Raw genomic sequence first — 21,368 nt, forward strand, 5'->3', positions numbered from 1 at the left:
AGGGCGGCGCGCTTGAGGTTCTTCGACATGGAAGGCTCCTTCGGAGGTGTTCCGGGCATAGGGATGCCCGGGATCTGTGGGCGAAAGGTGTGAAAAGGGAGGCGGGGGTGTCACCGGCCGGTGGAGCCGGGCTCACCCCGGTCCGGTCATCCCCAGTCGTTGGTGAGCGGACCGACGGTGCCCGGGGCGGGCTCGCCACTGGGGGCCGCGCTCTGGCCGGAGGTGGCGGTCACCGGCCCGGCAGCCGGAACGCCGGTGCTGTCGGCGTGGGCCACGCCGGCCGCGCCGGTGACCAGGAGGGCGGCGATGGCGCCGGACACGATGCGGGCCGCGATGCGGTTCACGGGATACCTCCTGGATTGACGGTGGCGCTGGACGTGGATGCCGTGTTCGGGCCCTCCCGCCGTTCTCGTCCCGGCGGGCCGCCCTCACAAGAAGAATGTTGCCCCCGCCAGCACCCCTCCGGGCGGCCGCGGCCGTGCAGCAAAGAGCCCACTTCCCGCGCACTTTCCTGCACCCCCCGCACCCACGGGAACACCGCGCCCCGACCGGGCCGCCGCGAGGCCGCCGTACGCCGTACAGACGGACTCCGCCACCCGGCCACTGATGCGAGCCGGGCACACCAGCACCGCCGATTCCCCCCACCCGGCCACAGCGAGGAATCGGCAGCCAGACCTCCCGCCCACGGCACGACACCGGGCGACCCCACCGGCCGGGCCTAACGGCGGGAACGCACCAGCGGCGGCCCATTCAGGGTGCCGCTCGTTTCGATCACGAGGAGAGATCCCATGCGCACACGCGCGAAAGTCACCAGTGTCCTGACCGCCGCGGGAACGGCACTCCTGCTCGGCATAGGAACGGCCCCGGCCGCCCACGCCGCCGGCATCACCGTCGTGCAGTACCAGAACTCCAAGACCGGGCTCTGCCTGGACTCCAATGCCAAGGGGCAGGTGTACGCGAAGGTCTTCGGCGCGGACAACCCCTACCAGCAGTGGGAACGCGCGGAGCAGAGCGGCAAGGTCGTGCTCCGCAACGTCCAGACCCGCCGCTGCCTGGATCTCACCGCCCTCCCCGCCGACAACTCCCTGGAGACGAATCTCGGCTGCGGCATGCTCTGGAAGGAGATCAACTCCGGTGGCACGTTCCGGCTCACCTTCGACTACTTCGGCGAAGCCAGCGAAGCCGTGGACTCCGACACCAAGGGCAGCGTGTACACGAATCCCTACGGACCGGACAACCCCTACCAGCAGTGGCACATGCTGCGCCGCAAGTAGGACGACGCCAGGCCGACAGTCTTCACAGCCCCACGGAACCCACACCATCCCGGCACCCAGCGGCCGGTCCAGCTCTCCAGGAGGAACACCATGACCATCCGTAAGGGCCTCGGCGGCCTCGCGGTCACGGCGGGCGCCACGGCGCTCCTGCTCACCGGCATGACCACGGCCGCCCACGCGGCGGGCGGCCCCAGCGGCGGCATCTGGCGGCTCCAGAACGTCCAGACCGGGCTCTGCCTCACCGACAACACCAGCAAGGTCACCACGTCCTCCTGCTCCACCACCAGCCTGTACCAGAAGTGGGACTACAAGCGCGTCGGCGACAGGATCCAGCTGGAGAACCAGGGAACCGGCCGCTGTCTGAAGCCGACGAACCCCTTCTCGCTGTACCTGGAATCCCGGCCGTGCGGCATCGGCACCAACGACCTGTGGGACGAGTACTTCGTCAGCGGGAAGCTCCGCCTCGTCATGAACGGCAACGCGCTGGACTCCGACGCCAAGGGCAACGCGTACCTCAAGCAGTACGGCGACACCAACCCCTACCAGCAGTGGTACCTCACCACGAGCATCCCCGGCTGAGAACCCCGCCGCACCGCGCCACGGTCAGCACCCGGGTCCCGCCCCCTCTCCGGGGCGGGACCCGGTCCCGGGCCTGGCGGCCACCGCCCCTCACATCTCCAGGTGGGCGGCGAGGCGGGCGAGGTGGGTCGCCTCCTCGGGGTGGTGGGCCAGGACGTAGGCGATCTGGCGGCGTGGGACACAGCCCCGGAGGAGTTTCGCCCGGTCCGAGCCCGTGGAGTAGTGGATGTGCGAGAGGCCCTCGGCCATCGCCGTGCGCAGGAGTTCGTAGTAGACGAGGCCGAAGTAGAGCGGCAGCGTGCCCTGGGCCGCGTAGTCGAAGCCGGCCTGGCGGGCGTACAGCTCGCCCCGGTGGGTGAAGGTCAGGACGAATCCGGCCAGGTTGCCTTCGAGGTGCGCGGTGGTGACCCGGGCGGCCTCGCCGGCGTGGCGGGCGACGCTGTGCAGGACGGCGGTGAAGGCGTCGGCGTTCGCCGGGGTGCCGTACTTGGCGTAGAGGGCGAGCTCCAAGGGGGCGAGCCGCTCGATCAGTTCCGGGGTGAGCGGCTGCGTCCGGTAGGTGACCCCGGCTTCGTCCAGGGCGCGGACCTCGCGCCTGATCTTCGTGCGGCGGGAGCTGTCGAGGCGGGCCAGGTAGCTGTCGAAGGAGCCGTCCTCGGGGACCGGGAGAGAGTACGCCGTCTGGCCGGGCAGGGCCGTGTACCCGCGTTCCGCGAGGACGCCGCGCAGCAGATGGTCGTCCTCGTCGACGTACAGGAAGGACACCGACCGCAGTCCGGCCTCCCGGGCCTCCTCCTCGGCCCGGTGCACCAGGGCCGTGAGGGTGGCGCGTCCGCCGTCGGGGGCGGGGGCGGTGCCGGCCTTGGTGTGGGAGGGGTTGCGGCCACCGCAGGCCAGGGCGGGCAGGAGTCCGGCGGTCCAGGGCGCCTCCTCGCCGGTCAGGGTGCGGTGGACGGTGTCCACGACCCTGGCCGGGCTGCAGAAGACGTACGGCGTGTCGTGGTCCAGCGGGTACGCGGGCAGCACGCCGGTGGCGGGGCCCTCGTCCTCGTGGGCCGTGAAGTAGTACGGGGCGCCGCCGGCGGTGGACTCGGCGTGCCGCAGCCAGGGCGAGGCCGCGTAGAAGCCGCGCGGGCCCAGGAGGGCGTCCCACCGCTGCGGGTCGGTGTCGCGCAGCGTGCGATGGACCCGTACGCGGGGCCCGGGGGCGGGCGCGTGGGCGGCTGTCACCGGCCGTCGCCCGTCGCGGGGACGATGACCGGGGTGAGCTGGCCCAGCGCCGCTTCGGCGCGGCGGACGGCGTCGCCCGTGGTGTCGCCGACGGCCACGACGTAACCGAGCAGATCGAGGTTGCTCTCGGCGGGCCGCACCGGGTCGCCGGGGTGGACCTCCAGGTCGACGTCGACCACGCCGGGGACGCGGCGGGCCAGGTCGGTGCCGCCGATTTCGGTGAGAGTGCCGGCCTGGCGGGCGGAGAGGTAGCGGGAGGCGGCGGCGCGGTCGAGGGTGGTGGTCAGGTCGGCGGCGAGGCCGGCGTGCAGGCGGACGACCTCGCGCTGGAGGTAGAGGCCGGTCGCCTCGCGGATGAGCTGGGTGATCTCCGCGCCGGGCATCCGGCCGTTGACCTCGACGACGTACGGGCCCTTCTCCGTCATCTTGACCTCGACGTGCGCGGCGCCGAAGTCGTGGCCGACGGCCTCCAGTGCCTGGCGGGCCAGTTCGGTGCACTCGGCGCGTACGGGAGCGGAGAGCATCGAGGGGAAGGTGTCGCCCATCTCCACGAAGTGGGGGTGCGCGCCGAGGGCCTTGTCGGTGACGCCGAGGAACCGGCGCACGCCGTCGGCCAGGACGGACTCGACGCTGACCTCGAAGCCGAGGAGGTACTCCTCCACGAGTGCTCCGGGGCGGCGGGGCTGGCCGCGGAAGTCGGTCGGGGAGGAGCTGATGTCCCGGTAGGCGGCGACGACTTCGTCCGGGGTCCGGCAGAGGGTGACGCCGATGCTGGCGGATTCGGTCATGGGCTTGACCACGACCGGGTAGCCGAAGCGGTCGGCGGCGGCCAGCGCGTCCTCTTCGGCGGTGGCCTGGTGGAAGCCGGGCACGGCGACGCCCGCCCGCTCGCACGCCTGGCGCATCAGCAGCTTGTCCCGGCAGGTGCGGGCGGCCTCCGGGGAGAGGCCGGGCAGGCCGAAGTGCGCGGCGACTTCGGCGACGATCGGGATGTTGTAGTCGGTGACGGTCATCACGCCGCGCAGCAGGCCCTGTTCGTGGAAGGGCAGGAGGGCGGCGATGACGGCGTCGGCCGAGTTGGTGTCGGTGCGCACGATCTCGTCGACGTGCCGGGAGAAGATCTCCTCGGCGATCCCGACCACCCGGTAGCGGTCGGGGTCGTTGCTCACCAGGACGGTGTGGAAGCCCAGTTCGTGGGCCGCGCGCAGCGGGGTGAGGCCGAAGTTGGACAGCTGGCTCTCGACGACGGCGATCACGCCGGGGGTGCTGGTCATGTCTGGTTTCCTCGGAGGTCAGAGGTCGGAGGTCAGAGGTCGGAGGTCGGGGTGGGATCCCCCGCCGCGACGGCGGGGGTGGGTACGGGCGCCGGGGCCGGTGCGACGGCCCGGGTGATGGCCCGGCGGGCGGCCAGGCTCAGCAGGAGGGCCGCCAGGGTGAAGGCGGCGGGCATGCAGAGGGCCGCGCCGGGGCCGGCCCGGTCGGCGATCAGGCCGGTGAGGGCGGAGCCCGCCGCGCCGCCGAGGGCGATGAAGCTGCCGACACCCGCGAACGCCTGGGTGGCCCGGCCTTGCGTGGTCATCTCCCCGATGAGCTGGAACTCCTCGGCGCCGGCCGGGGCGATGGGGAGTCCGCTGAGCACGAGCAGGACGGCGAGCAGGACCAGGGCCCAGCCGGCCGGGAGGCCGGGCGTGAGCGCGTGTACGGCGGGCAGGGCCGCCAGCGCGAGGGTGAGCACGATCAGCAGGCGGAGGTAGCGCCGGTAGGTGGTGCCGCCGAAGGTGCGCGCGCCGTAGAGGAGGCCGCCGACCACGCTGCCCGCCGACTGGAGGGCGACGAGGGTGCCCGCGAGTTCGGGGGCCGAGCCCCGGTCCCGCAGGGCCGCGGTGACCGCGACGACGAGCCCGCTGGACAGGGCCGCCGTGAGGGCGATCGCCACGAGTACGGCGGTGGCGGCGGCGGTCCGGCCCGTTGCCGCGTCCTTCGGTGCCGGGTCCGCGGTGCCGGGGGCGGTGGCGGGCCGGCCGGTGCGCGCCCGTACGGCGGGGGCCTGCCCGTACGCGAGTCCTCCGGCGCCCAGCAGGACGGCGGTCGCCAGCAGGGCGCCGCGGGCGCTGACGAGGGTGGCGAGGAGGGTGACGACGGTCGGGCCGAGGATGAACAGCAGCTCGCTGAGGGTGGCCTCGAAGGAGTACGCCCGCTGCCGCAGGGCCGTGTCGTCGGTGAGGGAGGGCCACAGCGCCCGCATCGACGCCCCGACGGGGGCGGTGGCCAGCCCGGCCGCGCAGGCGGCGGCGGGCACCACCGCGGCCGGGGCGCCGGCCGCGGCCAGGGCGGCCCCCGCCAGGGTGAGGCCCGCCAAGGGGCCGGTGACGCACAGGACGCGGCTCGGTCCGGCCCGGTCCATCAGCCTTCCGGTGACGGGGCCCCCGACGGCGCTGCCCACGGCGTACGCCGCGCCTGCGGCGGCCCCGGCCGCGAGGGAGCGGCCGGACTGGACGCAGGCGAGCAGCAGGGCGAGGGGGACCATGGTCCCGGCCAGGCGCGCGAGCGCGGCGGGCACCGCCGCCGCGCTCGCGCCCGGAAGCCTCAGGAGCTCCAGGTAGGCCCTGACCATCAGGGGGTCCCGGGCGCGGGGTCCGGGTCGGCCGGATCCGCCGGGGCTCCCGCGTCCGCCGGGTCGGCGAGCGCGAAGACGTCCGCGCCGGTCTCGGCCCGCCACACCAGCCGTTCGGCGTCCCCGGCGTCCCCGCCGCCCCCGTCGATGGCGACGACGGCGGCCCGGGTGCGGATGAAGTTGTTGCTGCGGCCGAGCGAGTACGCGCCCGTGTCGTGCAGGCACAGGAGGTCCCCGGCCCGTACGTCGTCGGGCAGTTCGGTCGCGGCGGCGTGGACGTCGTTCTCGTAGCAGAGCGGCCCGGCCACCGACCAGGTGCTGTGGACGTCCGAGTACCGCCGGCCGATGGGGGTCAGGCGGTGGACTTCTCCGGTGCCGTTCCACGGGGTGACGTGGTTGCCGGCGTCGAGGATCAGCCAGCGGGCTTCGGGGAGTTCCTTGCGCGACATCACCCGCGTGACCATGGCCATGACGTCCGAGACCAGCCAGCGGCCGGGCTCGCAGGCGAGCGCGACCCCGTCGAGGCCGCGCAGCCGCATCCGCTCGTCCACTTCCGGCAGCAGCCGGGCGATGTCGAGAGCGGGCTCCTCCTCCGGGAAGGGGGCCTCGCCGCGCAGGGCGGCCAGTGCTCCCTGCGGGCCGGTGCGGGGGCGCCGGATGCCCGGTACGCCGAACCCGCCGCCGATGTTGACCTCGGTGAGGCCGAAGCGGGCGTGCAGCTTCGCGGCCTCGTCCAGGACCCGGTCCAGTGCCGCCAGCATCAGGTCCTCGTGGACGATCTGACTGCTGAGGTGGGCGTGGACGGCGCGCAGGGCGAGGTGCGGGGACCCGTCGACGCGCTCCACCAGGGCGGCGAGCTGCGGTGATCCGGCGGGCCAGCCGAAGCGGGTGCGGGCGGCGGCGCGGGCGGCCTGGGCCCGGTAGCTGGGGTCGGCGGAGGTGGAGACGGGCAGTCCGGGGGAGATCCGGATGCCGACCTCGACCGGCGCTCCGGTGCACGCGGCGAGGGCCTCCAGCGCCTCGATCTCCTCTTCGCCGTCGATGTTGACGCGTACGCCGTGCCGTACGGCGGCGGCCAGTTCGGCGTCCGTCTTCACGGGGCCGTTGAACACCATGGCGGCGGGGTCGAAGCCGGCGGCCAGCGCGGCCTCCATCTCGTACCCGGAGACGACGTCGGCGCCGAGGCCGTGAGTGGCGAGCCGCCTCATGAGGTGGGGCAGGTAGTTCGTCTTCACCGAGTAGTAGGCGCGGGCGGGCCTGCCGAGCCCGCCGAGCACCTCCAGCAGGCGGGCGGTGGCGCGGTCCAGGCGTCCGGTGTCGAGGACGTGGACGGGGGTGCCGTGGCGCTGGGCGATGCCGGCCAGCCGTGCCGGGTCCCAGCCGGTGTCGGGGCCGGTGTGCGGCCAGGTACCGCTCATGCGGACGCCTCCGTACGGGCGGCGTGCGGGGACTCGCCGGTGATCAGGCGGAAGCCCGCGTCTATGTGGTCGCGGGAGGCGAGGTCGGCGTAACGGCGCTGCCACGCGCCCGAGGCGAGGTCCTCGCGCAGGCGGGCGACGCCCCGGTCGACGGCCTGCGCGTCGGTGAGGGCGAAGGCGGAGCAGGCGCGGCGTATGGCGGGGTCGAGGTATGCCTCGGGGCGGCGCCAGAAGGCGGTCATGAACCCGTCGGTGAAGTCGTGCCAGATCGGGAGCTCCGTCACCTCGCAGGGGCCGAGGAGCTTGGTGAGCCGCTCGATGGAGGGGACGCGGGAGCACTCCGCCTCGGCGATCTCGGGGACGTAGTCGCGGGTGAACCAGAACTCCCGCTGCACGTCCATGTCGTAGGTGACGAGGGAGAACCGACGGGCGACCCGCTGGAGTTCGGCGATCCCGGCCTCCAGGTCCGTCCAGTGGTGGACGGTGAGGACGGCCATGACCGCGTCGAAGCTCTGGTCGTCGAAGGGCAGCCGCTCGGCGCTCGCGACGACGCACGGCGCGGACCGCGGGCCGCGCTGGACCCGCATCCGCAGGGAGGGTTCGACCGCGACGAGAGTACGGCCCTCGGGCTCGTAAGCCCCGGTCCCGGCACCGAGGTTGAGCACGGTGCGGGCGTCGCCGAGCGATGCGTCGATCCGCGTGGCCCAGCGGTGGTCGGGACGGCGTACGGAGGCGTAGCCGACACCGATCCGGTCGTAGACGGGGGCGGCGTGGCCGGTGGCGGCGTCGCTGGCGTGGCCGGTGGCGTACGAGGAGGAGGTCAGGTCTCGGGACATGGCGCTCAGACCTCGTTGCTCTCGCGGACCTCGGCCTCGTACTCCTCGCCGTAGCGCCGGTTGTCCCAGGTGTTCACGGCGACGAGCCACACGTCCCGGTGGCCGCCCTCGTCGGTGAGGTGCTCGATGTCGGTCACGTGGTGGAACATCAGGCGGTCGTCGAAGGCGATGGCCTGGCCGTCCTGGAGGGTGGTGCGGAAGAAGGGCTCACCGCCGCCGAGGGGCATGAGCTGGGTCTCGCCGCCGGAGATGTTGTGGCGGCGGGTGACGGCGACGATGCCGTACTGGTGGCCGTCCCGGTGCGGCCCCTCGGGGGCGGCGACGCCCTCGACCTCGGGGGTGGAGACGACGCGGCACTGGTGGATGTTGAGCTGCCAGGCGGTGTTCTTGTCGAGCCCCAGCGCCTCGGCGCCGACGGCGATGAGCGGGGTGGGGTCGGTGGTCAGCGGCTCCAGCGTGCGCAGCCGGCCGCCGACGAGGTCGTTGTACTGGCGCGGCTGCGCGAAGTGGCGGTGCGGCAGCAGCTCCAGCTTCCACTGGTCCTCGTGGACGAGGCGGAACTGGGAGAAGCGCCGGTACCGCTGCGTCGAGCCGGTGTACGGGTCGAGCGGCAGCTTCTCGAACTCGGCCAGGCTGTGCGCGTCCAGCGGCGGAGTGTCGATGACCGCGTAGCCCTTGTCGCCCAGACTCATGTGAACCCCCAACGTCAGCAGCCCGGATGTGTGTCATCCGAGCTTCGAAGCAACGTTCTGAAGGCTAGGCAGGTGTACGACACGCCAACAAGATCATGATCTTGGCATGAACGGCAGGGGAACTCGACAAGGCGTCACATGGACAGCCTGCGCGCCGGGAGGTATAGGCGGACGCGCGTAACGGGCGCCGGAAACATGGTGACGGAACGACCGTGGCTCGAATCGTATCAGCCGCCATGGCCTGAATCCGAAAACCCCTCATATGGCCGCTGTATGGCCGGTGTTGGGAGACGAGGGGAAACGAGGCGAGCCACTGCCATTCCGGCGACGGGGGCCACCGTCGGCCCGTGGCGGGCGAGTTCGGCATCCCGGTCTCCCCCGCCGTCGACGACAGGCTCCGGATCAGACCTGGTAGCGGTCCGAGGCGAACAGGTGCGGGTGCGCCTCGACCCATTCCGAGGTGCGGCGCAGGCCCTCGCGCAGCGAGACGCGCGGCGCCCAGCCCGCCCATTCCCGGGCCCGGGAGTTGTCCGACAGCAGGCGCATGACCTCGCTGCCGCCGGGCCGCAGCCGCGCGGGGTCCTCGACCACGCGCGCGTCCCGGCCCGAGGCGGCGATCAGCTCCGTCGCCAGGTCGCCGACCGAGATCTCGCGCCCGCTGCCGAGATTGACGACCTCCCCGATGGCCCGGTCGCAGCCGGCGACGGCGAGGAAGCCCTCGGCCGTGTCGGTGACGTACGTGAAGTCACGCGTGGGCGCGAGCGAGCCGAGCCGCACCTCGCGGGAACCGGCGTGCAGTTGGGACAGGATCGTGGGGATGACGGCGCGCGCGGACTGGCGGGGACCGTACGTGTTGAAGGGGCGGACCACCGCGACCGGCAGCTCGAAGGCGTGGTGGAAGGAGAGCGCCGTCATGTCGGCGCCGATCTTGGACGCCGAGTAGGGGGACTGCGGCTGGAGCGGGTGGTCCTCGGAGATGGGCACGGTCCTGGCCGTGCCGTACACCTCGCTGGTGGAGGTGTGGACAAGGCGTCGCACCCCGTGCCGGCGGCACGCCTCGGCGACGTGCTGGGTGCCGACGACATTGGTCGCGGTGTACGCGCCGGGGGCGGCGTAGCTGTACGGGATGCCGATCAGCGCGGCCAGGTGGAAGACGGTGTCGCAGCCTGCGGCGGCGTCGCTGATCCGGCCCGCGTCGCGCAGGTCGCCGGCCCACATCTCGACGGGCCCGTCGGGGTCGGCGAGGTAGCGGGCGAGGTGGCCCTTCTCGGCGTACGGCTTGTAGTGCACGAGGGCGCGGACGCGGGCGCCGCGCGCCACGAGCAGGTCCACGAGGGTGGAGCCGATGAAGCCCTCGGCGCCGGTGACCAGGACGGTGCGGTCGCGCCAGTCGATCGCGGCGGAGTCGGTCGTCGTGGTGTCCGTGGCGGTGACGGCGGCGGTGGTGGTGCTGTGGATGGTGCTGGTGTTCACGCGTGCTCCAGGGAGGTGGGGTGGGCGGGGCGGGCGGGGTGCGCGGGACGGGCCCGGCCGGCCAGGCGCAGGACATGGTCGGCGAGCAGGTCGGCGGCGTGGGCGTGGGGGCCGGGGGCGGCGGCGCCGGCCATCGCGGCGAGGCGGCGCGGGTCGGCGAGGAGCGGTTCGAGGAGGGCGGCGAGGCGCTCGCCGGTGGTGTCGGCGTCGGGCAGCAGCAGGCCGGCGCCCGCGTCGGAGAGGACGCGCGCGTTGTGCGTCTGGTGGTCGCCGGGGGCGTGCGGGTAGGGGACGAGGACGGCGGGCACCCCGGTCGCGGCGAGCTCGGCGATCGTGGCGGAGCCGGCCCGGCAGACCACGAGGTCGGCGGCGGCGTACACGAGGTCCATGCGGTCCAGGTAGGGGACCGCGCGGGCGACGCGCCGGCCGCCGCACTCCGAGGTGAGGTGCGCGAGGGCGTCGCCCGAGCCGGAGACGCCTGTCTTGACGAGCAGGTGCACGTCCTCGCGGTCCTGCCAGCGGCAGGCGAGCTCGGCGGCGGCCTCGGTGAGGCGGACCGCGCCGAGGCTGCCGCCGTTGAAGACGATCAGCCGGCGGCCGGCGGGCACGCCGAGGGCGGTGCGGGCCTCGTCGCGCAGCCGGGTCCGTTCGGCGGCGGGGAGCTCGGCGAGTCCGGCGAGGGCGGCGGAGATCGGCATGCCGGTGGTGACGGCGTCGGCGCCGCCCGCGAGGTGGGCGCGGCTGTGGTCGAAGGCGACGGCGATGTGCGGGGTGAGCCGGGCGGCGAACCGGTTGGCGCGGCCGGGGACGGCGTTGGACTCGTGGATCAGCGCGGGCAGCCCGGCCATGCGGGCGCCGAGCACGGCGGGGGCGCTGGGGTAGCCGCCCATGCCGACGACCACGTCGGCGCGGCGGTCGCGCAGCACCTGCCGGGCCTGTCGGCCAGCCCGCAGCAGGTCGGCGGGCAGGAGCCAGCGGCGGGCGCCGAGGGCGGGGTCGAAGGGGATCATGTCGACGGTGTGCAGGGGGTACCCGGCGTCGGGCACGAGCCGGGTCTCCAGGCCGCGGTCGGTGCCCACGAAGGCGACCTCGGCGTCCGGCACGGCGCGCCGGAGGGCGTCGGCGAGGGCGAGCCCGGGATAGATGTGGCCGCCGGTGCCGCCCGCACCGATCACGACGGACAGGCGGCGTGTGGTGGGTGTGGTGGGTGTGGTGGTCATGGGTCCCACACTCGCGGCGGGTCCTAAGAGGCTTCTAAGAGGTCGGGTTTGCCCGGTTTGGCAGAGTGGGGGCATGAGGACGACGGATCACGGTGTGGCGGGTGGGGGCGGTGGGGCGACGGTGCGCGGGCGGGTGCTGGTCGTCGACGACGAGCCGGAGGTGCGGGCCGCCCTGGCGGACGCGCTGGTGGTCGAGGGGTACGAGGTCCGGTGCGTCGCCGACGGCCTGGCGGCGCTCTCGGAGATCGCCGCGTGGGAGCCGGACGCGGTGGTCCTCGACGTGATGATGCCGGTGCTCGACGGGCTGGCGGTGTGCCGTCGGCTGCGCGGGGTGGGCGACCGGACCCCCGTGCTGGTGCTGACCGCGCTGGACGCGGTGAGCGACCGGGTGGACGGGCTGGAGGCCGGGGCCGACGACTACCTGGTCAAGCCGTTCGCGCTGGACGAGCTGCTGGCCCGGGTCGCGGCCCTGCTGCGGCGGGCCGCGCCCGATCCCTCGGACGCGGGCGGGCCGCTCGTCTTCGGCGACCTGGTGGTGGACCCGGTGAGCCGGACGGGGCGGCGCGGCGAGCGGTGGATGGAGTTCAGCCGCACGGAGGCGGCGCTGCTGGAGGTGTTCCTGCGGCACCCGGGGCAGGTGATGACCCGGGAGGTGCTGCTGGAGCTGGTGTGGGGGCGCGATTTCGGGCCGGACTCGAACTCGCCGGCGGTGTACGTGGGCTATCTGCGGCGCAAGCTGGAGGCGGGCGGGGAACCGCGGCTGCTGCACACCGTGCACGGGGTCGGCTACCGGCTGGACGGAGCGTGACCGGGCCGGGGCCGCGCGGCCGGGGCGCGCACGGTGCGCGGCGGCGCGGCGGCGTGTGGGGGCGGCGGCGGCCGTTGCGGACCCGCCTGGCGCTCGCGGTGACGTCGGCGGTGGCCTTCGTGGCGCTGGGGGTGAGCACGGCGGCGTTCTTCGTGACCCGGGGCGCCCTGGTCGACCAGCTCGACCTCAGCCTGACCCAGTCCGCGCGCCTCGCCGCCCAGCGCGATCCGGACGCGGCGCCGGGGGTGCTGGCCGGGGAGTGCCGGTTCCTGGCGGCGCCCGCCTGCGCGCAGGTGGTGGCGGCGGATCCCGCGCGGGACGGCGCCGGGCCCTCGCCGCTGCCGGTGTCGCCGGAGGCCCGGGAGGTCGCGGCGGGCACCCGGCGGCCCTTCGTCACGAACATCACCGTGGCCGGGCACGAGGCCCGGATGCTGACCACGGACTACGCGCCCGGGCGGGCCCTCCAGGTCGCGCTGCGGTCCGACACGGTGCGGGAGGGCACCCGGGACGCGGCCTGGTGGCTGGCGTGGACGGCGCTGGCCGGGGTGCTGCTGGCGGGGGTGCTCGGCTCGTGGGTGTCGCGCAGCGGCCTGGCGCCCGTGACCCGGATCGCGGCGACCGCCATGCGGATCGCGGGCACGCGGGACCCGAGCCATCGCATCGAGGAGCCGCCGCCGGGGCGCGAGGACGAGATCACCCGGCTCGCGTCGAGCTTCAACACGATGCTGGCGGAGCTGGAGCGGTCGGTCACGGCGCAGCGCCGGCTGGTCGCGGACGCCTCGCACGAACTGCGCACCCCGCTGACGGCGCTGCGTACGAACGCGGAGCTGCTGGCGCGGGCGGACCGGCTGACCCCGGAGCAGCGGGACCGGGCGGCGGGGGCCCTGGGGCGGCAGTTGCGGGAGGTGTCGGGGCTGGTGAACGACCTGATCGAGCTGGCCCGGGACGAGGAGCCGCAGGCCCTGGTGGAGCCGGTGCCGCTCGTGCCGCTGGTCCGGCACGGGGTGGAGGCGGCCCGCGAGCACTGGCCGGCCGTGCCCTTCCGCCTCTCCCTGCCGCCCGACACCCATCCCGGGCCCCTCGTGCCGGGGGTCCCGGCGCGCCTGCACCGGCTGCTGGGCAACCTCCTGGACAACGCCGCCAAGTTCAGCCCGCCGGGCGGCCCGGTGGAGGTGGACCTGCGGGTGGCGGGCCCGGCCGGGGAGGTGGAGCTGACGGTCCGCGACCACGGCCCGGGCATCGCGCCGGAGGACCTGCCGTACGTCTTCGACCGCTTCTACCGGGCCGGCGCGGCGCGGGCCCTGCCCGGTTCGGGGCTGGGCCTGGCCATGGCGCGGCAGATCGCCCGCGCCCACCACGCCGAGCTCACGGCGGAGCGGGCCCCCCACGGCGGCGCCCTCCTGCGGCTGCGCTTCGCCCCTGACCCGGGCCCGGGCCCGGACCCCGGCCCCGACCCCGGACACGCCTGACGCGAGTACGCAGCAGGACAGGACCAGGCGTCCCCCACGTCTCCGCCAGGACCGCCTACTTGCCCGCCAGCCCCAGGTTGGCCCCGCTCCGCAGGTCCGGGAACCCCTGCGCGATGACGGGAGCCGCCTCCAGGCAGGCCGTGCGCGTGCTCGCGTTCGTCGGGGCCTTGGCACATCCCAAGGTCGTGTAGGTGCGCACCGCGCTTTGCAGCCTCCGGGCGGTGGAATCGAGCGTCGCGAATCCCTGGCGCCCATTGATCTCGCGCAAGGCGAGGCCGGCCGCCTCGGTGGTCGCATCGGCCGCGGCCTGGCACGTCGAAGTGAGCACCTGGGGCGACGAAGCCGAGCAGGGCGACTTCGTGCCCGAGCCGAACCGTTCCTCGTCCGCCGAGATGCGCTGCTCGACCGCGAGCTTCACCTTCTCGGCGGCCTGTCCCTTCGCCGAGACCGGCTCGACCGACGGGGAGGAGGACGCGGAGGGCTGGTCCGAGCCATTCGCCGCCGGAGGTTCACTGCACCCCGTCACGAACACCGCCGACAGCACCAACACACCCACCGCACACAGCACTTGCCGCTTCACCATCTGTTCCCCTCCGAACGGTCGCGCCACCCTACCCGAGGGTTCACCCAAGATCGGAGAGCCCTCGGAATCAGCCGATGGGCCCGCCGTCAGGCGCCCTGCCCGAACCCGCTCAGTACGCGTCGTCGAGTCGGCCGACGAGGAGCCGAAGCTCGCGAGCCCGGCGCCGGGACATGCCGCGCATCACGGCATCCGGGAACTCCCGCGCTTCGAAGGGGTTGCCGCAGCACTCCCACACACCGCAGCCGCCGCCCTCGTACTCCCTCCAGAGGTTGCGGTACGGGCCCCGCACGAACTCCCGCCACATCCTCAGGGACTCGGCCGTGACGCCGGGCCACAGGTAGTTCCGGCTGTGCTCGACCCTGGCCACTTCGGCAAGAGCGGCCGGGGACAGGCCCGTGATGGCGGGTTGACGGGAATGCCGGCGCCGCGGCCACTGCTCGGCACGGACACGCCCGGGCCGTCTACGCGGCATGGGCCTTTCTGTGGAACGTGAACGTCATGGCGCGATCCTGCCAGAGACGATTGCGCCGACGCACCCGACTTACGGCTCAGTCCGCTCGTCGCGGCTCCGTCCCCTTCTTCGGCCTGCACCGGCGGCGTCCGCCCATCCAGGAGGCGCTGGAGAAACTCGTCCTGGGCATCGCTCCCCGGCGTCGGTTGACGTCGGGACTGGGGCGCAGAACGGCCGGCTGGCTGCCCAGTCCCGCGGCGAGGGGCTCGGTCCTGTACCGGTCGGCTGCCTGCTGAAGATCAGCGGCGAGCAGGTCCGGGACGAAGGGCGGGCGAAGGGTTCGATGCCCGCCGGTCCTGACCACCTCGCGGACGTAGCCGTCCTCGGTGTCCCGTCGATCTTGGGCCGTGGGAGGATCTCGCCCATGACTTGCACCCGAGGGGGCCGTGCCTCGTAGACCGCCGGCTTCACTTCGACTGCGGGAACGCGGCCGGGGTAGACCCTGGGTGCGATATCGCGATGTCCCAGGTCTGTCCGGAGCAGCGAATGCCGCTGTCCGCGTGCTCGAACGGGAGCGGCTGTCTCCCGGCGTCGTGGCGGTGGCACTGAGCGTGTGGTCCGTGCGCGTCCACGGCGCGAGGCGCCGGTGGAGGCAGTGCGAGGCGGAGTTCACCTGCCCCTGCTGCGGCGAGGGTTGGGCCCGGGACAAGCTGCAGGACGCTCTGTTCATGCTTCCGCCCAGGGCCGCCAACGAGCTCCGGGTGCAGGTCGAGCGCCTGGACGCGGTGCTCCTCCGGCGAACGCATCACGAGCCGGCGGAAGACCCGGGGTTGGCGTGGTGGCATCGCAGATGCTGATCGTATCCGTGTCGCTCACTCCCGCAGCCACGCCAGGGCGCCGGCACCCATACGGCGCCCCCGTCGGCGTGGTCAGCGGCGGTGGGGTTCCCAGTGGAGCAGGTCGCGGGCCTTGGACTGGTTCCAGAGGCCGGACTGGTCGGTGCCCGTGATGTGGAAGACGTCGAAGCCGGCGCGGTGCTCCAGGGCGGCCAGGACCGCTCGGGCCAGGTCGGTGGCGGCCAGGGCGTGGACCGGTGTGCCGTCGAGGGTGTGGGTCTTGGGCGGGTGGCCGGGCAGTGCCCAGGCGGGCCATGCCTCGTCGGTGGTCGGCCAGGCCAGGCGCAGCACGGTCACCGACATGTCCCACTGGGCGACGGCCGCGTGGCAGACCTGTTCGGCGAGACGTTTCGTCAGGCCGTACAGGTCGGTGGCGTCCGGCGGCACCGTCTCGTCCAGCGCGCGTGAGGCGAGGTCGCTGAAGACGGAGAGGCTGGAGAGGTGGACGACGTGGGGCACCCCGGCCTGCCGGGCGGCGGCCAGCGCGAGGTGGACCGATGTGACGTTGATGTCGAAGGCGCTTGCCGCGTCTGCCAGTTGCCCTCCTGTCGGGTTGCCGAGGGCCGTGTGCAGGACGATGTCCACGCCGTCCATCGCGGCGGTCAGCGCCGCCGGGTCGGTCGCCGATCCTACGACGTGGGTGTGGGCACCGCCCGCGCCGGGGCGCGGATCGAGCACGACGACCTCGTGCCGGGCCGTGAGGGCGGGGAGGATCAGGCCGGCGACGTAACCACTGCCCCCGATCACCAGGACGCGCATGCCGTCACGCTAGCAGGCGGCCTCGGGGCCCTCGGGTGTGGGCGCCCGGGAGCCCCACGCACGGCGGACGGGCCTCGAATGTCACCACCACGCAACAGCTTCGGGCCCGGCGCTCGATTCGTACAACCATCCGCGCCCCCAGCCGTCATCTACGTCGGGTAGGCCATCGGCGTACTCGTTCAGCACTCAGGGGGACCCTCATGACTCACCACATATCCCTGCGCGCCCGCGTCCTTCCGGTCGTGGCCGCCGCCGGGATCCTCGTACCCGTCGTCGCGGGCGCCGCGCCCGCCTCCGCCGCCACCGCGCCGCAGGTCAGCTGCACGTCGGGCAAGGCCGGGCTCGCCACGAAGCTCCAGCGGGACATCACCGCCGCGCTCGCCGGACGCGCCGGCACCGTCGCCGTCAACGTGCGGGACCGCGTCACCAACACCAGCTGCACCCTGCGCGCCACCACCGCGTACGACTCGGCGAGCGTCGTCAAGGTGACGGTCCTCGCCACGCTCCTGTGGGACGCCAAGAAGCACAACCGGTACCTGACCGCCCGCGAGTCCCAGCTCGCCACCGCCATGATCACCAAGTCCGACAACGCCGCCACCACCACCCTGTGGAAGCAGCTCGGCGTCACGAAGGTCAAGGGGTTCCTCGCGGCCGCCGGCATGACCAAGACGGTCCCGGGATCCGGCGGCTACTGGGGGCTCACCCGGATCAACGCCACCGACGAGCAGCGGCTGCTCTCCCTGCTCACCGCCAGGAACACCGTCCTGAGCGACAACGCCCGCGCCTACGTCCTCAAGCTCATGGCGAACGTCGTCCCCTCCCAGAAGTGGGGAACCCCCGCCGGCGCACCCGCCTCCGTGACCAAGCACGTCAAGAACGGCTGGCTGCAGCGCGCCACGCGCGGCTGGCGCGTGCACAGCATCGGGGCCTTCCAGGGCGGCGGCCACGACTACACGATCTCGGTGCTCACCGACGGCAACAGCACGATGAACTACGGCGTGCAGACCATCCAGGCCGTGTCCAAGGTGATCCACCGGGACCTGACCCCGAGCGCGGCCGCGTCGTCCCGCTACACGCCCACCACGTCGCCGCGCGAGGCGTACGTCGCGGTGCCCCGCGGCTGACGCCCCGCAGGTGGGGCCGTCGCCGACGTGGGACGGGACGGGTGCGGGACGGGTGCGGGTGAGGCCCGTCACCCGCGGGCCCGTACGGCCGACGCCCGCAGCAGGCAGCCGAAACCCGCCACCGTCAGCACCCCTCGGACGTCGTTCCAGGCGACCCACGGACCCTCGAAGGCCGCGCGGGCCCGCGCCGGGTCGGCGGTGGCCGGGCCCGGACCATGGCCGCGCGTCGCAGCGGCATACGCGGGCGTCCACGGGCGGCACCGCAGGCGACGTCGTCGGTCGTCGGCGGCAAGCCACGGCACGCGTGAAGGCCCGGCGTCACCAGGGGAAGTGGTGACGCCGGGCCGACTCGTTGGCGTTGCTTACGCGCCGAGGGTCACTTGCCGAGGAAGGCGTTGTGGACCGTGACCGTCGACAGGTTGTCCTGCTTGTCGGTGACGGCGGCCTTCAGGGAGAGCGCCTTGCCCTTCTCCGGCGCGCGCACCGTGATCTTGCCCGCGACGACCGGGACGGACCGCCAGGTCTGGCCGTCGTACGAGACCTCGACCCGCAGGGTCTTGAGGTTGGCGCCGGCCGCCGCGCCCTGGACCACGACGGGGAACGTCTGGAGGACGCCCGCCGGAGCGGTGGAGTCCAGCGCCAGCTTCGGCTGGAAGCGGACCGTGGAGACGGGCAGTTCCGTCGAGGTGCCGGCACTGTGGGCCGACGTGAACGTCCACGAGGCGTCGATCCGGGTGCCGGTGCGGTTGTACTTCGCGTCGCGGTTGAGCGTGGTCGCCACCGTGTACTTCGCGGACTCCGGCGGCAGCGTGAAGCTCACGCGGTCGACGGCGGCGTCCTTCTGCGCGTACAGGACACCGTCGCGGTGGACCGTGGTGGTCGCGCTGGTGTAGCGGGCGTTCCCGAAATGGCCCGCTCCGTCGCCGACCATCGTGAACGCGCCGTAGATGTCGTCGCCGGAGCGGACGATGCCCTCGCCGGGCCCCATCCGGGGTCCGACCACACCGACGTTGACGTTCTTGGAGTACGTGGTCCCCGGCTTCAGCTGGGGCCCGATGTCGAGGGAGTACGACACGTCGACGGGCCGGCCGCCGTCGGCGCCCGCCTCACCCACGACGAACGCCGCGGCGCTCCAGGCGATCCCGTCGCCCGGGGTCAGGTACAGCTTCTGCGTACCCGGCGCCGGGTGGGCGGGGTAGTAGTCGAGGAAGCCGTTCCCGCTCGGCAGCCCGCCCTCCGCGTAGAGAGCTCCGGCGACGCCGGGCGCGGACGCCCCGAAACCTACCTTGATCAGGGCGAGGTCCTTGGCCGCGTAGACCTTCTCGTAGCCGTTGGGCAGGTCCTTGACCTCACCACCCGCGAGGGTCTGATAGATGCTCGTGCCCTGCTCAAAGCGGGCCGACCACTGCAGGTCGAGGGTGGCGTCCGTTCCCATCGAGCCCTGCCGTGCCGTGCGGACGTTGTCGAAGGTCCGCGCGTCGAAGCCGTTGGAGATCCGGACCTCCGGCGTCGTGACGGTGTAGAACATCGACACGCGCGTCTGCCGGGCGGCCGCGTCCGGCACCTTGACCGTCACCGGCCGGGTGGTCCGGGCGTCGAGGGTGACGGTGGCCGGTCCGGTCACATTGAGCCGGGGGTTGTAGATCAGGTCCAGGCCCTTGGCCGGGTCGGCGGGGTCGACCTGCATGTCGGCCTGGAGGTTGTAGCTGCCGCGGGGCATGCGGACCGTCGCGGAACCCGAGGACAGGTCCGGGAGGAACTGCCGCTCCGAGGCGGGGCCCTCGTAGCCGAACAGGTCCACGCCCCAGACGGCGCCGGACGCGTCGGGCCGCCCCACCGTCTTGAAGGTGACGTCATACGACTCGACCTCACGGTCCACGGTGGCCGGGGTGCGCACGCTCTGGCCCGACCCGGACGCGACGATCGTGGCCGCGTACGAGCCGTCGACGGCGCCGCCGAGACGGGTGTCGGCCGTCAGGTCCACAGAGGCGGTGCCGCCCGCCGGAACGGTGATCCGCTGCGCCCCGAGGGTGAAGAACCCGGCGGGCGCGGGCTGCCCGTCGCCGCCGATCGGCGCGTCGAGCGCCAGGTCGAGCGTCACGTCGGCGGTGCCGGTGTTGCGGTAGGTGACCTGCTTGGTGACCGGCGTGTCGTCGGCGTGGGGCCACTGCTGGCGGCCCAGGTGGACCGGTCCGCCTTCGGCGAGGACCGTCTGGTCGATCGCCCGGTCGACGGCGAGGCGGCCCGCGCCCTGCTCGAAGACCGAGAACGTGCCGCCCTTGGCCGAGCCGGTCAGGGCCGCCTTGAGCTGCGCGCCCGTCCAGGTGGGGTTCTGCTGCTTGAGGATCGCCGCGGCGCCCGCGACGTGCGGGGTCGCCATCGACGTACCGTCCAGGCCGACGTAGCCCGGCGGGTTCTGGTCCGGGGTGCCGGCCGCGGCGGCGGCCGTGATCCCCACGCCGGGGGCGCTGATGTCGGGCTTGACCGCGTGGTCCTCCTTGCGGGGGCCGAGCGCGGAGAACCAGGCGAGCCGGTCGTCGTCGTCGACGGCGCCGACGGTCAGGGCCGCTTCGGCGGTGCCCGGCGAGTTGACCGTGCCGGGGCGGGGATCCCCGAGGTTGCCGGCGGCGACGGCGAACAGGACGCCCTTCTCCGCGGAGACCTTGTCGATGTGGGCTTCGAGGGGGTCGATCCCGGGACGGTCGGGGCTGCCGAGGCTCATGTTGATGACGTCGGCGCCCTGGGCGACGGCCCAGTCGATGCCGGCGATGGACTCGGAGTCGCTGCCGAAGCCGTAGTCGTCGAGGACCTTGGCGTTGAGCAGCAGCGCCCCGGGAGCCACGCCCTTGAAGCGGCTGTCCTTCGTTCCCGTACCGGCGGCGGTGGAGGCGACGTGCGTGCCGTGCCCGACGCGGTCCACGGTGTCCGCGGAGCGGCTGAAGTTGCGTGCCGCCGCGACCCGTCCGGCCAGGTCCGGGTGGGTGTCGTCGATACCGGTGTCCAGGACCGCGATCTTCACGCCGGTGCCGTCGAGCTTGCGGTTCCAGGCCGCGGGGGCGCCTATCTGACCGGTGGAGCGGTCGAGCGACGCCTTCCGCACGCCGTCCAGCCAGACCTTCGCGATGCCGGAGGTGCGCGCCGCCTGGCCGTCGGCCTGGGGGCGGGTCAGGGCGTCCCACAGCGACTCGGTGCTGTCGGCGGCGCTGGTGACGGCGTCGGCGCCGAGGGAGGGCAGGGTCCGGTTGACGGTGGTGCCCTCGGAGGCCCGCACCTGGCCGCGGGCGGACTGGGCCGCCGCGCCCTGGTAGCCGACGATGACCTTGAGCCCGCTCCGGTACGCCCTGCGGCTCTCCGGCTCGGCGAGCCCGGTGACGTCGAACAGCCGCTGGTCGAGCGTGCCGTCGGCGATGAGCCGCCGGGCGTCGCGCGGCATCACGTAGGTGCGGCCCTCATGGACCTGGGTGAAGAAGGGTATGTTCTCCCGGCCCTTGGCGCGTTCGATGCCCGCGACCCGGCCCTTGGCGTCGACGAGGACGCGGTCGCCGGTGATCAGGACGACGGTCTGCACGTCCTTGCCCGGCCCGGCCTTCTTGCCGGCTGCCTGTGACGCTGCGACGAGGCCGCCGTCCTGTGCCGACACCGGGCTGGTCATGCCCGCTGTCAGAGCCACGGCGGCTGCGGCGGCGACCGTGACCGCGTACGCCTTGTTTACTGGTGTGCGCAAAACTCCCCCTGCTCAGGAGCGAATCGGGCGGGCGGGGGCCTGGCCCGAACGGGGGCGTACTCAGACATGCGTACGCCCCGGATTCCTGAAGTATGCCGAGGGGGTTCCGGGGCACTCAATGATCGTTCTGTGACAGGACGTTGACCATACGAAGACGTGCCGGAGCGGGACGGGGGGCGGAGCCGGGGACGGGAACGGGGACGAGAACTGGGACGGGA

18 protein-coding genes are annotated in these 21,368 nt (G+C 73.5%); 5 read left to right on the forward strand and 13 right to left on the reverse strand.

The window, feature by feature from the left end:
• Positions 1-146 precede the first annotated feature (146 nt).
• A complete protein-coding gene (locus tag AB0C99_RS32370) occupies positions 147-344 on the reverse strand; it encodes a hypothetical protein (protein WP_362482858.1) in 198 nt (65 codons plus the stop codon).
• Between the two features lie 444 nt (positions 345-788).
• Between AB0C99_RS32370 and AB0C99_RS32375 the strand changes: the two genes are divergently transcribed.
• Positions 789-1,274, forward strand: coding sequence for a hypothetical protein (locus tag AB0C99_RS32375; protein ID WP_362482861.1), 486 nt, complete (start codon positions 789-791; stop codon positions 1,272-1,274).
• Between the two features lie 90 nt (positions 1,275-1,364).
• A complete protein-coding gene (locus AB0C99_RS32380) occupies positions 1,365-1,853 on the forward strand; it encodes a ricin-type beta-trefoil lectin domain protein (protein WP_362482863.1) in 489 nt (162 codons plus the stop codon).
• Between the two features lie 90 nt (positions 1,854-1,943).
• Here the strand turns inward: AB0C99_RS32380 and AB0C99_RS32385 are convergent, their stop codons facing one another.
• The 8 genes from AB0C99_RS32385 to AB0C99_RS32420 form a co-directional block, all read right to left on the reverse strand.
• Positions 1,944-3,083: a GNAT family N-acetyltransferase gene (locus AB0C99_RS32385; protein ID WP_362482866.1), complete on the reverse strand. Its 1,140-nt coding sequence runs from the start codon at positions 3,081-3,083 to the stop codon at positions 1,944-1,946.
• Complete coding sequence (locus AB0C99_RS32390) at positions 3,080-4,357, reverse strand: ATP-grasp domain-containing protein (protein WP_362482869.1); 1,278 nt, start codon at positions 4,355-4,357, stop codon at positions 3,080-3,082. The genes AB0C99_RS32385 and AB0C99_RS32390 overlap by 4 nt, the downstream gene beginning before the upstream one ends.
• 32 nt (positions 4,358-4,389) lie before the next feature.
• Positions 4,390-5,697 carry an MFS transporter gene (locus AB0C99_RS32395; protein WP_362482871.1) on the reverse strand — a complete coding sequence of 436 codons (1,308 nt, stop codon included), beginning with the start codon at positions 5,695-5,697 and terminating at the stop codon, positions 4,390-4,392.
• Positions 5,697-7,115 carry a hypothetical protein gene (locus AB0C99_RS32400; RefSeq protein WP_362482874.1) on the reverse strand — a complete coding sequence of 473 codons (1,419 nt, stop codon included), beginning with the start codon at positions 7,113-7,115 and terminating at the stop codon, positions 5,697-5,699. Before AB0C99_RS32400 ends, AB0C99_RS32395 begins: the two co-directional genes overlap by 1 nt.
• The gene (locus AB0C99_RS32405) at positions 7,112-7,951 is read right to left on the reverse strand and encodes a class I SAM-dependent methyltransferase (RefSeq protein WP_362482877.1); all 840 of its coding nucleotides are present in this window, start codon (positions 7,949-7,951) and stop codon (positions 7,112-7,114) included. Before AB0C99_RS32405 ends, AB0C99_RS32400 begins: the two co-directional genes overlap by 4 nt.
• Positions 7,952-7,956: 5 nt before the next feature.
• Positions 7,957-8,643: a 2OG-Fe dioxygenase family protein gene (locus AB0C99_RS32410; protein WP_362482880.1), complete on the reverse strand. Its 687-nt coding sequence runs from the start codon at positions 8,641-8,643 to the stop codon at positions 7,957-7,959.
• Between the two features lie 402 nt (positions 8,644-9,045).
• On the reverse strand, positions 9,046-10,038 hold the full coding sequence (locus tag AB0C99_RS32415) for a GDP-mannose 4,6-dehydratase (RefSeq protein ID WP_362482951.1): 993 nt from the start codon (positions 10,036-10,038) through the stop codon (positions 9,046-9,048).
• A gap of 74 nt (positions 10,039-10,112) precedes the next feature.
• Positions 10,113-11,336 (reverse strand): UDP-N-acetylglucosamine--N-acetylmuramyl-(pentapeptide) pyrophosphoryl-undecaprenol N-acetylglucosamine transferase, encoded by a 1,224-nt coding sequence (locus AB0C99_RS32420; RefSeq protein WP_362482883.1) that lies wholly within the window; start codon positions 11,334-11,336, stop codon positions 10,113-10,115.
• 73 nt (positions 11,337-11,409) lie between these two features.
• Between AB0C99_RS32420 and AB0C99_RS32425 the strand changes: the two genes are divergently transcribed.
• Positions 11,410-12,144 carry a response regulator transcription factor gene (locus tag AB0C99_RS32425; protein ID WP_362482886.1) on the forward strand — a complete coding sequence of 245 codons (735 nt, stop codon included), beginning with the start codon at positions 11,410-11,412 and terminating at the stop codon, positions 12,142-12,144.
• Positions 12,141-13,613, forward strand: a complete 1,473-nt coding sequence (locus tag AB0C99_RS32430; protein WP_362482889.1) for a HAMP domain-containing sensor histidine kinase — start codon at positions 12,141-12,143, stop codon at positions 13,611-13,613. Before AB0C99_RS32425 ends, AB0C99_RS32430 begins: the two co-directional genes overlap by 4 nt.
• A 55-nt stretch (positions 13,614-13,668) precedes the next feature.
• On the opposite strand, the gene AB0C99_RS32435 is transcribed toward AB0C99_RS32430, so the two are convergent.
• From AB0C99_RS32435 to AB0C99_RS32445, 3 genes are all read right to left on the reverse strand, one after another.
• Positions 13,669-14,196, reverse strand: a complete 528-nt coding sequence (locus tag AB0C99_RS32435; protein WP_362482892.1) for a hypothetical protein — start codon at positions 14,194-14,196, stop codon at positions 13,669-13,671.
• Between the two features lie 109 nt (positions 14,197-14,305).
• On the reverse strand, positions 14,306-14,563 hold the full coding sequence (locus tag AB0C99_RS32440) for a hypothetical protein (RefSeq protein WP_362482894.1): 258 nt from the start codon (positions 14,561-14,563) through the stop codon (positions 14,306-14,308).
• A 1,013-nt stretch (positions 14,564-15,576) separates the two neighbouring features.
• On the reverse strand, positions 15,577-16,302 hold the full coding sequence (locus AB0C99_RS32445) for an NAD(P)-dependent oxidoreductase (RefSeq protein WP_362482897.1): 726 nt from the start codon (positions 16,300-16,302) through the stop codon (positions 15,577-15,579).
• A 200-nt stretch (positions 16,303-16,502) separates the two neighbouring features.
• Here AB0C99_RS32445 and AB0C99_RS32450 point away from each other — a divergent pair, with 200 nt between their 5' ends.
• Positions 16,503-17,426, forward strand: a complete 924-nt coding sequence (locus tag AB0C99_RS32450; protein WP_362482900.1) for a serine hydrolase — start codon at positions 16,503-16,505, stop codon at positions 17,424-17,426.
• Positions 17,427-17,802: 376 nt separating this feature from the next.
• On the opposite strand, the gene AB0C99_RS32455 is transcribed toward AB0C99_RS32450, so the two are convergent.
• On the reverse strand, positions 17,803-21,078 hold the full coding sequence (locus AB0C99_RS32455) for a S8 family serine peptidase (RefSeq protein WP_362482954.1): 3,276 nt from the start codon (positions 21,076-21,078) through the stop codon (positions 17,803-17,805).
• Positions 21,079-21,368 lie beyond the last annotated feature (290 nt).

The sequence above is a fragment of the Streptomyces sp. NPDC048659 genome (assembly GCF_040650575.1).
In the GTDB taxonomy this organism is placed as follows: domain Bacteria; phylum Actinomycetota; class Actinomycetes; order Streptomycetales; family Streptomycetaceae; genus Streptomyces.

Coding starts and splice junctions, on each gene's coding strand:
- AB0C99_RS32375 (WP_362482861.1), top strand. CDS start 789: ATGCGCACACGCGCGAAAGTCACCAGTGTCCTGACCGCCGCGGGAACG.
- AB0C99_RS32420 (WP_362482883.1), bottom strand. CDS start 11,336: ATGACCACCACACCCACCACACCCACCACACGCCGCCTGTCCGTCGTG.
- AB0C99_RS32410 (WP_362482880.1), bottom strand. CDS start 8,643: ATGAGTCTGGGCGACAAGGGCTACGCGGTCATCGACACTCCGCCGCTG.
- AB0C99_RS32445 (WP_362482897.1), bottom strand. CDS start 16,302: ATGCGCGTCCTGGTGATCGGGGGCAGTGGTTACGTCGCCGGCCTGATC.
- AB0C99_RS32405 (WP_362482877.1), bottom strand. CDS start 7,951: ATGTCCCGAGACCTGACCTCCTCCTCGTACGCCACCGGCCACGCCAGC.
- AB0C99_RS32400 (WP_362482874.1), bottom strand. CDS start 7,115: ATGAGCGGTACCTGGCCGCACACCGGCCCCGACACCGGCTGGGACCCG.
- AB0C99_RS32435 (WP_362482892.1), bottom strand. CDS start 14,196: ATGGTGAAGCGGCAAGTGCTGTGTGCGGTGGGTGTGTTGGTGCTGTCG.
- AB0C99_RS32390 (WP_362482869.1), bottom strand. CDS start 4,357: ATGACCAGCACCCCCGGCGTGATCGCCGTCGTCGAGAGCCAGCTGTCC.
- AB0C99_RS32380 (WP_362482863.1), top strand. CDS start 1,365: ATGACCATCCGTAAGGGCCTCGGCGGCCTCGCGGTCACGGCGGGCGCC.
- AB0C99_RS32455 (WP_362482954.1), bottom strand. CDS start 21,078: ATGACCAGCCCGGTGTCGGCACAGGACGGCGGCCTCGTCGCAGCGTCA.
- AB0C99_RS32395 (WP_362482871.1), bottom strand. CDS start 5,697: ATGGTCAGGGCCTACCTGGAGCTCCTGAGGCTTCCGGGCGCGAGCGCG.
- AB0C99_RS32450 (WP_362482900.1), top strand. CDS start 16,503: ATGACTCACCACATATCCCTGCGCGCCCGCGTCCTTCCGGTCGTGGCC.
- AB0C99_RS32425 (WP_362482886.1), top strand. CDS start 11,410: ATGAGGACGACGGATCACGGTGTGGCGGGTGGGGGCGGTGGGGCGACG.